Source organism: Apilactobacillus nanyangensis (assembly GCF_016861915.1).
Classification (GTDB): domain Bacteria; phylum Bacillota; class Bacilli; order Lactobacillales; family Lactobacillaceae; genus Apilactobacillus; species Apilactobacillus nanyangensis.
The window spans coordinates 1-12,176 of sequence record NZ_BOLX01000015.1 but is presented as its reverse complement, the minus strand read 5'-3'; the positions used below and the strand labels follow the sequence as shown (position 1 = coordinate 12,176).

12 protein-coding genes are annotated in these 12,176 nt (G+C 37.3%); all 12 read left to right on the top strand.

The window, feature by feature from the left end; genetic code table 11:
- Positions 1 to 39 precede the first annotated feature (39 nt).
- The gene (locus JUD45_RS05850; protein WP_034534468.1) at positions 40 to 594 is read left to right on the top strand and encodes an NUDIX hydrolase; all 555 of its coding nucleotides are present in this window, start codon (positions 40 to 42) and stop codon (positions 592 to 594) included.
- A gap of 22 nt (positions 595 to 616) precedes the next feature.
- Positions 617 to 868: a hypothetical protein gene (locus JUD45_RS05845; RefSeq protein ID WP_034534465.1), complete on the top strand. Its 252-nt coding sequence runs from the start codon at positions 617 to 619 to the stop codon at positions 866 to 868.
- A gap of 10 nt (positions 869 to 878) precedes the next feature.
- On the top strand, positions 879 to 1,571 hold the full coding sequence (locus JUD45_RS05840) for a 5'-methylthioadenosine/adenosylhomocysteine nucleosidase (RefSeq protein WP_041152394.1): 693 nt from the start codon (positions 879 to 881) through the stop codon (positions 1,569 to 1,571).
- Positions 1,572 to 1,588: 17 nt separating this feature from the next.
- Positions 1,589 to 2,743 carry a cysteine desulfurase family protein gene (locus tag JUD45_RS05835; RefSeq protein ID WP_138726616.1) on the top strand — a complete coding sequence of 385 codons (1,155 nt, stop codon included), beginning with the start codon at positions 1,589 to 1,591 and terminating at the stop codon, positions 2,741 to 2,743.
- A gap of 1 nt (position 2,744) precedes the next feature.
- A complete protein-coding gene (locus JUD45_RS05830; protein ID WP_138726617.1) occupies positions 2,745 to 3,083 on the top strand; it encodes a DUF1831 domain-containing protein in 339 nt (112 codons plus the stop codon).
- 140 nt (positions 3,084 to 3,223) lie between these two features.
- On the top strand, positions 3,224 to 4,351 hold the full coding sequence (gene mnmA / locus JUD45_RS05825) for a tRNA 2-thiouridine(34) synthase MnmA (RefSeq protein ID WP_041152391.1): 1,128 nt from the start codon (positions 3,224 to 3,226) through the stop codon (positions 4,349 to 4,351).
- A gap of 105 nt (positions 4,352 to 4,456) precedes the next feature.
- Positions 4,457 to 5,113 carry a histidine phosphatase family protein gene (locus JUD45_RS05820; protein WP_081006902.1) on the top strand — a complete coding sequence of 219 codons (657 nt, stop codon included), beginning with the start codon at positions 4,457 to 4,459 and terminating at the stop codon, positions 5,111 to 5,113.
- A gap of 16 nt (positions 5,114 to 5,129) precedes the next feature.
- Positions 5,130 to 5,843, top strand: coding sequence for a tetratricopeptide repeat protein (locus tag JUD45_RS05815; RefSeq protein WP_203619843.1), 714 nt, complete (start codon positions 5,130 to 5,132; stop codon positions 5,841 to 5,843).
- Between the two features lie 13 nt (positions 5,844 to 5,856).
- Positions 5,857 to 8,427 (top strand): SF1B family DNA helicase RecD2, encoded by a 2,571-nt coding sequence (gene recD2, locus JUD45_RS05810; RefSeq protein ID WP_308438518.1) that lies wholly within the window; start codon positions 5,857 to 5,859, stop codon positions 8,425 to 8,427.
- Positions 8,428 to 8,495: 68 nt separating this feature from the next.
- The gene (locus JUD45_RS05805) at positions 8,496 to 9,452 is read left to right on the top strand and encodes a ribose-phosphate diphosphokinase (RefSeq protein WP_138726620.1); all 957 of its coding nucleotides are present in this window, start codon (positions 8,496 to 8,498) and stop codon (positions 9,450 to 9,452) included.
- Between the two features lie 110 nt (positions 9,453 to 9,562).
- Positions 9,563 to 10,549, top strand: coding sequence for an aldo/keto reductase (locus JUD45_RS05800; RefSeq protein WP_138726621.1), 987 nt, complete (start codon positions 9,563 to 9,565; stop codon positions 10,547 to 10,549).
- Positions 10,550 to 10,661: 112 nt separating this feature from the next.
- Positions 10,662 to 12,089, top strand: coding sequence for an arginine-ornithine antiporter (gene arcD / locus JUD45_RS05795; protein ID WP_138726622.1), 1,428 nt, complete (start codon positions 10,662 to 10,664; stop codon positions 12,087 to 12,089).
- Positions 12,090 to 12,176: the final 87 nt, after the last annotated feature.

Below are 12,176 nucleotides of genomic sequence, written 5' to 3'. Positions count from 1 at the left end.
TATATAGAATGAATATATAACAAAAAAAGGGCTGATATTATGGATTTAGAGGAAAAGGTACTAGGTGTTGAGCCTAAGTACGATGGCGCAATTATCAACGTTGAAAAACAAACAGTTGAATTGCCAAATGGTGAAACATCAACTAGAGATGTTGTTCATCATTCCAATGCCGTTGGTATTTTAGTCTTAACTAAGAACAACAAGATGTTATTAGAAACCCAATGGAGAGCTCCTGTTGCTAAAGAAACAATCGAGATTCCTGCCGGTAAAGTTGATAGTAGAGACCATGGCACTGCCTTGGATACTGTAGTTCGTGAGTTGAACGAAGAAACTAGATACAAGGCTAACAACATCAAACGAATCACCGGATTTTATTCAAGTGTTGGTTTTTGTGATGAATACATGGACCTATACTTGGCAACTGATCTGGAACCAGTTGAAGATGAATTACCTAGAGATCAAGGTGAATATTTGAGAATTAAGGAATACTCACTTGATGAAGCCATGGCAATGATTGAAAGTGGCGAAATCGAGGATGCTAAGACAATTACTGCTATTTATTATTGGAAGTTACATGACAAGATTGGTCTTTAATTAATAAAGGAGCAAGTCCAATATGATAACTAGAAAAGAGTATCAAAATAGTCAAAAAAGAAATTCTATTGACGATGATTTTATAAAAAGAGACGAACCAGTTGAGCAACCTACATTGAAGAGAACTAGACCCGAAGAAAAAAAGGGTAAGGCCCATGCAATGACAACCGAACAAAAGACAAAACGTTTAGGCAGAAGACTTAACTGGGCAATTGCATTTTTAATTCTTGCAATCATTGTCGTTTACTTAATACTAATCTACGTTAATCCTTAAGGAGATATTTATGAAATTTGGAATTTTATGTGCAATGGACGAAGAAATCAAATCATTGCTAGATAACTTAGACAACACTAAGAAAGTTGACATCAAAGAGATGACTTTCTACGAAGGTAACATTTCTGGACAAGAAGTTGTTCTTGTTCGTTCAGGAATCGGTAAAGTTGAAGCTGGTTTAACAACTGCTCAATTAATTACTAGCTTTGATGTTGATATCGTTATCAACTCAGGTTCAGCCGGTGGAATTGGCCAAGGCTTAGCTGTCGGTGATGTTGTTGTTTCAACTGAAACTGCATACCACGACGTTGACGCCAGAGCTGCTGGATACGAATACGGCCAATTACCAGGTCAACCAGCAAGATTCAAAGCTTCAGAAAAATGGGTAAAAGAAATTACTGAAGCTTCTAAGGAAGTTGGTTTAAACGTTCAAAAAGGATTAATCGTAACAGGTGATCAATTCGTTGCCGACCAAGCAGTGATTGATAACATTCTAAAGAACTTCCCTGACGCACTTTCATGTGAAATGGAAGGGGCAGCTGTGGGACAAGTTGCTAACCAATTTGATATCCCATACGTTGTAGTTAGAGCAATGTCAGACAACGCCAACGGCGATGCTGATCGTAGCTTTGACGAATTTATTATTGATGCAGGTAAGAAATCTGCTCAAATGTTATTAGACTTATTCGCAAATCAAAAATAGAAGGGGTTTAGGTATACTTGACTGAAATCTACTTAGATAATGCAGCTACCACTCCAATGGATAAAAATGTTTTGGATGACATGTACGATAAGATGCAAAACGTTTACGGTAACGCTTCTACCTTGTACAGCATTGGTAGAAAAGCTCATACCGTATTGGAAGATAGTAGAGACATTATCGCCAACAGTATTAATGCGAAGCCAGACGAAATTATTTTTACAAGTGGTGGCAGTGAAAGTGATAATACCGCAATTCTTCAAACCGCAGAAGCAAGAAAGAATTTAGGAAACCATATTATTACAACTGCCATTGAACACGAAGCAGTGTTAAAACCACTTGCTTATCTTGAAGAACAAGGTTTTAAAGTAACTTACCTACCAGTTGATGAAACTGGAGTAATTAGTTTAGACGACTTCAAGGATGCATTAGACGATGATACCATCTTGGTAACCATCATGACTGCTAACAATGAGGTTGGTTCTCACATGCCAATTCACGAAATTGGTGAAATCTTAAAGGACCATCAGGCATGGTTCCATACCGATGCCGTTCAAGCTTATGGATTGTTAGATATTGATGTAAATGAGGACCACATTGATTTACTATCAACATCTGCTCATAAGATTAATGGTCCTAAGATGACTGGTTTCTTATACAGACGAACTGGGGTAGATTTTCCAAGTTTTGTAAAAGGTGGAGACCAAGAAAAGAAGCGTCGTGCCGGAACAGAAAACATTCCTGCAATCTCAGGATTTGCGACCGCGGTTTCTCAAATTACACCTGAATTAAAGCACGAACTACACGATCGTTATTATGGTTTCAAACATCAAATCATTAATGCTTTAAATGATAATGATATTGATTTCGTTGTTAACGGAACTGTAGAAGATAACCCGGTCCAACATGTATTTAACATTTGGATTAAGGGCATTGCTTCAGACATTATTTTGGCTAATTTGGACTTAGAAGGAATTGCGATTTCAGCTGGATCAGCATGTACAGCTGGAAACATCGAACCATCACACGTTTTGATGGCGATGTTTGGTAATGATACTAATCGTTCATCTCAATCAATTCGAATTAGTTTTGGTAAATTCACAACAGATTCAGAAATCGATGCCTTTACAACAGCATTAGTAAAGGTAATTAAGAGAATAAAGAAGGTTGACTAATATGGCTTTTGAAACAGCAAATCAATTACAAGGTGATTCTAAAACATACGCAGTTAGTCCTGAAATCAAAAAATTCACACTATCTGACATGGGTTTTGTAAAGACTAATGCTGGTAACTTTTCGTTTGAAAGAACATTAGATCCAGAAGATCCTTACAATGGTATCAAGTTAAAGATTGTTTTTAAGAGTGATTTAAAAACATTCAAGATGAGTACCATCACTGCAAATGGTTTAAATAAGGTTAATATTTTTACTAACAAAAATGCTGATGCATTAGTTGAACAATTCAATTTCTTGATGGATAACTTTGTGGAAAGAAAAGTTTTCGTGAGAAAATAATTAAAAAGAGGGCTTAATAGCCCTCTTTTTTGCATCTTCATTGCAATTGATGCCTTAAATGGGTTATTATACTTTTTATGGAATATACGACCTTCAAATCGTAGATTCTAAGAATCTAAAAGAAATGATGGTGATTTTAAATGGCAGACAATAGTAATACCCGTGTTGTTGTCGGAATGTCAGGTGGAGTGGATTCATCCGTTACCGCCTACCTTTTGAAGCAACAAGGATATGACGTTGTAGGTGTATTTATGAAGAACTGGGACGACACTGATGAAAACGGTGTTTGTACCGCAACAGAAGACTACAAGGACGTAGCCAAAGTTGCCTCAGAAATCGGAATACCTTACTACTCTGTTAATTTTGAAAAAGAATATTGGGATCGCGTTTTCACTTATTTCTTGAATGAATACAAAAAAGGTAGAACTCCAGATCCCGATGTTATTTGTAACAAGGAAATTAAGTTCAGAGCGTTTCTAGACTACGCCTTAGATTTAGGTGCAGACTACATCGCTACTGGTCACTATGCTCGTTTGCAACGTGATGCAGATGGTCACAACCACTTGCTTCGCGGAAGCGACGACAACAAGGACCAAACTTATTTCTTAAGTCAATTATCCGCAGAACAATTAGACCGAGTTATGTTCCCACTAGGTGACATGCCAAAGCCTAAAGTTCGTGAAATTGCAAAAGAAGCTGGTCTAGCCACTGCTGAAAAGAAGGATTCAATGGGAATCTGTTTCATCGGTGAAAAGAACTTCAAGTCATTCTTAAGTAACTACTTACCAGCAACTCCTGGTAAAATGATGACTTTTGATGGTGAAGTAAAGGGTAACCATGATGGCTTAATGTATTACACAATTGGTCAACGTAAGGGATTAGGAATCGGTGGAGACGGTAAAGACAACCGCCCATGGTTCGTAGTTGGAAAGGACCTTTCAAAGAACATCTTGTATGTTGGTAAGGGTTATGAAAACAAGCACCTATACGCAGATTACCTAGAAGCTTCAGATATTTTCTGGATTAATGACATTGCTGATCGTGGCAATGACTTCCGTTGTACAGCTCAATTCAGATATCGTCAAAAAGACGTTGGCGTAACTGTTCATCTAAACGATGATGGTAAGTCACTACGTGTTGACTTTGATGATCCTGCAAGAGCCGTTACACCAGGACAAGCCGTTGTATTTTACGATGGTGATGAATGTCTAGGTTCAGCAATTATCGATGCAGCATACCAAGACGATAAAGAATTACAATACATTTAAAACCAAAAGATGCTTATTTATTAAGCATCTTTTTTTATATAAACTTTGAATTTATCCGCATAAATTGAGATAATATATATAAATCAAAATGAACGAGGGATAAAAGTGAAACTTTACTTTGTAAGACATGGAAAAACTGAATGGAATCTAGAAAGCAGATATCAAGGTGCCGGAGGAGACTCCGAATTGTTGCCGGAAAGCTACAAACAAATGGATCAATTGGGTGAGTACCTAAAAGATGTTAAGTTTAGTCATGCTTATTCCAGTCCGATTAAGCGTGCGCGCATTACCGCTTACCGAGTTATCCAACACTTCCATCGCAAACCTCAATTGAGCCTATGGAACCGATTCGAAGAGTTTCATTTAGGTAAGATGGAAGGCCAAAAGTTTGACGATGTCAAAAAACAATTTCCGCAAAGTTTTGACAATTTCAGAAATCATCCAGAAAAATATGATGCCGACGAAATTGGTGGAGAGAGTTTTAATGACGTAATTAGCAGAATGCAGTATGCTATTAAACGTGTTGTAAATGAAAACGATAATGAAGATAACGTTATTATTTTCAGCCACGGTGCTGCCTTAAACGCACTAATCAATTCACTTTTGGGTGTTGAGATTAAGGATTTAAGAAAACGTGGTGGACTAGCTAACACTAGTACAACCATTCTAGAAACAACTGATGGCGGAAAGTCATTTGAATTAGTAAGTTGGAATAATACTGAATATCTTACAAAGAAAACTGATAAAACTGACGTAATTTAATATGTAGGTGATTAAAATGGATCAAAAGTCTGAAGAAATTAAAGAAAAGCAACAAGCTGTTGAAAAGGAACGCGAAGAACAACAAAAAAAGGCCGATGAAACTCTTCATAAACTAGTTGAAGATATTGATAATCATCCAGATGATTACCGTACCTACTACGACTTAGGAAGTTTTTTAGTTCAATTACATAACTACACCCAAGCCGAAGAACTAATGATGAAAGCCTTAGGTCTATTCGCTGACAGAAGTAAGAAGGCCAAAGAAACTTTGGTATACGGACTAGGCAATGTCTACTATGCGGCGGGAGAATACGATAAGGCGATTGAACAATTCAATAATCTATCTGATGGTGACATGAAGACAGATGCCTACATCATGTTGGCGCAAAGCTACATGGCCAAAGAAGATTACAAAAAAGCGGTCGTATTTGCTTTAACCGCACAAGGTTTTAGAAGACAAGACCCAGAAATAAACTACCTACTAGCAAGTAGTTTATTAGCTTTAGGAAACTTCAGTGAAGCTGCAGAATTCTATGACAAAGTCTTACAAGCTAAGCCAAAGGACGGCAAGGCCAACTTTGACCGTGGAATCGTCGCAATGGTATTGGAAGAAGACTTTAACCAATACTTTGAAATCGCTAAACGAGAAGATCCTAAGTACTTTGAAAAGGGTCAAAAGCGTCTAGCAGATATTGAAAAGTTTATTCAAGTGAAAAATGGTAAAAAATAAGGGGAGATAAGCCGTGGCAGAATCAATGAATTTGTTCTCAGTAGACGACAATGATGAACATATTGAAGACAATCAAGAGCTATTTATAAAAGGTAAAGTTGCGGCTACTTTCTTTGAAAGTCCCGATAGTTTCTTTAAGGTACTATTGGTAAAAATTTCCGAAACAAACATTTCGGATTGGCATGAAGATGAAATTGTAATTACTGGTAATTTTGCGGATATTGCTGAAGAAAGCGAATATCAATTTTATGGTGAATTAGTTGATCATCCAAAGTATGGAAAACAATTCAAATCAGATAACTATCAAAGCACGGTCCCAACCTCTAAAGAAGGACTAGTGGAATACTTATCTGGTGATAATTTCCCAGGGGTTGGTAAGCAAACCGCTAAAAGAATGGTAGATGCTTTAGGCACCAATCTAATTTCAGATGTATTGGAAAATAACTCATTATTGGATCGAGCCGGATTATCAGACAAACAAAAATCAACTGTGCTTGAAACATTGAACAAGAACAATGGGATGGAACAGGTAATTATTGGATTAAACAGTTATGGGTTCGGGAGTAGTCTATCTTCTGCGATCTATAACAAATACAAGGGTGACACCTTAAAGGTAATTCAAGAAAATCCATATAAGTTGGTTGAAGATATCGACGGTGTTGGTTTTAAAAAAGCCGACGATATTGCCAAACAAATGGGTATGTCTGCAAACAATCCTGGAAGAATTCGTGCAGGGCTAATTTCTGCTCTTAAGACTCTTTCTTTACGTAATGGGGATACTTATACTCAAACAGGTCCAATCCTCGAAGAAACGCTAAAATTATTGAATAACGGTAATGCTGAACCTGTTAGTGGCGAAGACTTATCTGCTCAATTTTTAGAGTTAGCCAAAAATCAAAAGATTGTTGGTGAGGAAGACCGTGTTTACTTAAAGGAATTGTATGATGATGAATGGCGAATTGCCGAACACATCAGTCGAATTATCAAGAATCCGGTCGTTAAAAAATTCGATGACGAGACAATTGATAAGAAGATTCGTTTAATCGAAAAGAAACTAAATATTAGCTATGATGAATCACAAACTAATGCGTTAAAACAAGCCATCAAGTCACAAATGTTCCTATTAACAGGTGGTCCCGGAACAGGGAAGACCACAATCATCAAGGGAATCATTTACTTGTATGCTTATTTAAATGACCTATCTTTGGATATTAACAAGTACAAGGAACGTGAATTTCCAATTCTGTTAGCGGCGCCGACCGGTCGTGCTGCGAAGAGAATGCAAGAAACCACAGGGATTCCCGCCAGTACCATTCACCGTTTGCTGGGATTAAATGGTTATGAAGATAGCGATGAAGGAACTCAAGATATCGAGGGTGGTTTGTTAATCGTTGATGAAATGTCGATGGTTGATACCTTCTTATTCAGAGCGTTAGTACGCGCTATTCCAAACCAAATGAAGGTTGTCTTTGTTGGTGATAAGGATCAATTGCCATCAGTAGGACCTGGTCAGGTCTTTACAGATTTATTGAACTCCAAACGAATCGACAGCATGCAATTGACCACTATTTATCGTCAAGATAGCAACTCAACCATTATTCCGTTAGCTCACAGTATTCAACAGGGAAAGCTACCTGATGACTTTAACGATAAGCAATCAGACCGTAGCTTTATTCCATGTAACGCTAACCAAATGAGTTCAGTAATCGAACAAATTGTTAAACGAGCTAAACAAAAGGGATTCAGTGCAACCGATATTCAAGTCCTATCACCAATGTATCGTGGTAATGCTGGGGTTAATCATCTAAACGAAGTTATTCAACAGATTATGAATCCTAACAATACCGATAACCAGGTCGAATATCGTGGCATTCATTACCGTTTAGGTGACAAGATTTTACAACTGGTAAATAGTCCCGAGGATAATGTTTTCAACGGTGATATCGGTCAAATTATCGATATTGAAAAGGATAGTAAGCAAAGCTTAGATAAGATCACGGTCGCCTTTGATCAAAGCGAAGTAACTTATCAACGTAAGGATTGGATTCAAATTACTTTGGCTTACTGTACAACTATCCATAAGGCCCAAGGTAGCGAGTTTAAGATGGTCATCTTGCCAATCGTTCCGCAATTTACCAAGATGTTGAAAAAGAACTTGTTGTACACAGCGATTACTCGTGCCAGTGATACCTTGATTATGATTGGGGATTACAATTCATTCCTATCATGTGCACAAAGTGAATCTGACAACAGAAATACTAGTTTGATGCAACGCATCCAATCATTGTTGGATGGTGAAGTTAAACCAGTTACAACATCTGTTAACGACCAAAGTAGTATCGTTAAGGAAGTTGCTGAAGAAAAGAAGGCACAAGCACCTGTTGATAATAAACCGGTGGAAGAACCTAAAACTGATTCAGTTTCAGATAATACACAAAATAATGTAGCAACTGATGAGGATGAGGAATCACCTTTTGACGAAGCAACATTCGATGATAAACCAAAATCATACCGCTTAACTAAGGACATGATTTTATTGAATCAGGTTGATCCGATGATTGGGATGCACGGAATCAAACCATAATTGTTATATCAATTTGAAGTTTTTGTGGTAAAATTTAAGCATTAAAGGAACTCGAGAGGAGCACTTTCATGGTGGAGTCAATGGATAATAAAAATATGAAAATCTTTTCCTTAAGTTCTAACAGACCGTTAGCAGAAAAGATTGCCCAAACTTGTGGACTTAAGCTTGGTGAAGCAACAATTAATCGTTTTAGTGATGGCGAAATTCAAATTAAAATTGATGAAAGTATCCGTGGGGATGCCGTATACATCATTCAATCACTAAGTGAACCAATTAACGCTAATATCATGGAACTATTCATCATGATTGATGCTGTTAGAAGAACTAGTGCAAAATCTATTAATGTAATTATTCCATATTATGGTTATGCTAGACATTCTGCTAAGAAGCGTGAAAGAAAGGCAATTATTGCCAAGTTAATCGCACGTGTATTAGAAAGAGCAGGAATTGACCGTGTGTTAACCCTTGATTTACATGCCGCTCAAATCCAAGGTTTCTTCAACAAACCAGTTGATAACCTAAAGGCTGATAAGCTAATGGCTAAGCACATGTTAGAAAACTACGATTTAGATAACGCTGTTGTTGTTTCACCTGATCATGGTGGAGTGGGAAGAGCCAGAGGTTTTGCAGGATTAATTGATGCACCGATTGCAATTATTGATAACAGAGATCCTGAAAACGATGCACACATTCCAACATTTATCATTGGTGATGTTAAGGACAAGGTCGCCATTGTAGCTGATGATATGATTGACACTGCTTCACGTGCGGTTAAAGCCGCAAATGTTTTAGCCCAGAACGGTGCTTCAGCAGTATACCTTGTTACTACACACGGTATCTTTGCTGGTGATGCAATTAAACGTATCGAAGAATCACCAATCAAAAAGGTGATTGTATCCGATTCAGTTTACATCAGTGACGAAAAGAAAATTGACAAATTAGACATCGTGTCTGTCGCAGATTTAATGGGTAGGGCGATTTTACGTATTCATAACAACAAATCTGTTGGTAAATTATTTAGATAAGAAGTTTACCCGTGATGGGGTGGGCTTTTTTTGTTTACTTGTTTTCTTGCTTTGGGGGCAAATAAAATTTAAAATATAGATGTAGTATTATGAAAATTGAGGTGTTTAAAATGTATAAAGCTTCAGATGAACGATACGATAATATGAAAATCAGAAGAGCCGGAAACTCCGGTTTACAATTACCCGCATTATCATTTGGAATGTGGCATAGCTTCGGTGATGACGCCAACTTTAAGGACAGTCGCGAAGTAATGCTAAATGCTTTTGATAAAGGAATCTTTAGTTATGATTTAGCAAATAACTATGGTCCCGGCTCAGGAGCAGCTGAAAGAATGTTTGGTCAAGTCTACAAGAACGACTTGAAGCCATACCGTGATGAACTAGTGATTACTACTAAGGCTGGTTACCACATGTGGCCTGGACCATACGGTTCATTCTCAGCTAGAAAGACTTTGATTGCCGCATTGGACAGATCACTAGAAAGAATGGGTCTAGACTACGTAGATATTTACTACAGTCACCGTTTTGACCCAAACACTAGTCTAGAAGAAACTGCCGAAGCATTGGACAGTACTGTTAGATCTGGTAAAGCATTATATGTTGGTATCTCTAACTACAATGGTGAACAAACCCGTGAAATCATTAAGTACTTCAAGGAATTACACACACCATTCGTTGTTAACCAAGCATCATACAATATGTTAAACCGTTCTGCAGAAACAGACGGAACTATCGATGCGTTAAAAGAAAATAACGACGGTTTAGTTGCATACGGTCCATTAGCTGAAGGAATCCTAACTGACAAGTATCTAAATGGATTACCTGATGATTTGAAACTTCACTTCACAAACAGTTTCATGATGGAAAACAAGGAAGAAGTTGTAAAACGTCTAAACCAATTAAATGAATTGGCTAAGAACAGAGACCAAACACTAGCTCAAATGAGTTTAGCTTGGTTATTACACGATCCAGTGGTTACAAGTGTTGTTACTGGTGCATCTGATCCTAAGCATTTAGATTCAAACCTAAAGGCTTTAGATAACTTAGACTTCACCGAAGATGAACTAGCACGTATCAACGAAATTTTGAAAAAATAAATTAAAAAAAGAGGAGCAGTCCTAAAGACTGCTCCTCTTTTATATGACAAACATGGTTTAAATGCGTTATAATAGTAAATTGTTTCCAATCGTTTAAAAAAGGAGAGATAGAATGAAGGATTCCGCTAAAAAGCTGAATTTAACGGAACTAATTGGTTTAGTTATTGGTTCAATCATTGGTGGAGGAATCTTCAACCTTATGCACGACATGGCATCACAAGCTGGTGTTGGGTCAGTGATAGTTGGTTGGATTATCACAGCCATTGGGATGCTTTGTCTAGCATTCACATTTCAAAATTTAACTAACAAACGACCAGATTTACAAGCTGGAATTTACAGTTTCGCTGATGCTGGATTTGGTCACTATATCGGGTTTAACTCTGCATGGGGATACTGGTTATCAGTTTGGTTAGGAAACATTAGTTATGCAACTCTATTGATGAGTTCACTAACTTACTTCTTCCCAATCTTTGATAACGGTCATAACTTAGTATCATTTATTGCTGCTACCATTATTCTATGGGGCGGACACTTCCTTGTTTTAAGGGGAATTCATTCAGCATCATTTATCAATACAATTATTACTATTATCAAGTTGATTCCAATCTTCTTGTTCATCGTTATTATGATTACTGCATTCAAACTAAACGTATTTACCAGCGACTTCTGGTTAATGCATGGTAAACCATTTAACTTCTCAGATATGTTGGGACAAGTTAAGAGTACAATGCTAGTAACAGTCTTCGTATTCTCAGGTATCGAAGGAGCGGTAATCTTTTCAGGATACGCTAAGAAGAGAAAAGACATTGGTAGAGCAACAGTTCTTGGAATTGTTGCCGTAACTATGATTTACATGTTGGTAACATTACTTTCATTTGGTGTTATGCACCAAGCTCAATTATCACAATTGGGTCAACCAGCCATGGCCGACTTATTACAACACGTCATGGGTAAGTGGGGTGCCATCATTGTAAACATTGGATTAATCATCGCCGTATTGGGTGCATGGTTATCATGGACAATGTTTGCTGCGGAAGTGCCTTATGAAGCTGCAAAGGTTGGATCATTTCCAAAATTCTTTGCTAAGGAAAACAAGAACGGAACCCCCGTTAATTCACTAATTTTTACTAACGTATTGGTTGAATTATTCATGGTTTCATTCTTCTTAGCATCAAGCGCTTATAACTTGTTCTTATCAATTTCAAGTTCAGCGGTATTAATTCCTTATGCATTTTCAGCATTATACCAAGTTAAATATTCATATCTTGATAAGGGTGCTAGCGACCGTAGACGTAATTTAATCCTTGGAATTATTGCTAGTGCATATTCCATTTGGTTGATTTATGCAGCTGGATTAAATTACATCCTATTGACCACCATCTTGTTTGCAGCAGGGCTACCAGCTTATTGCTACCTACAAAAGGTCGATAATAAAAAAGATCGTATTTTTACCAAACTAGAAAGATTATTAGCGATTGCATTGGTTATTTTAGCCGTAATTGCAATTTATGAACTAGTTACCGGTGGAATTACCATATAAAAAAAGAGTGATGAACTGAACCCCTTGAGTTGGAGAAATCTAACCTAAGGGGTTCTTTTATGTTTTCTAAAGAATTAAAATTAGCTG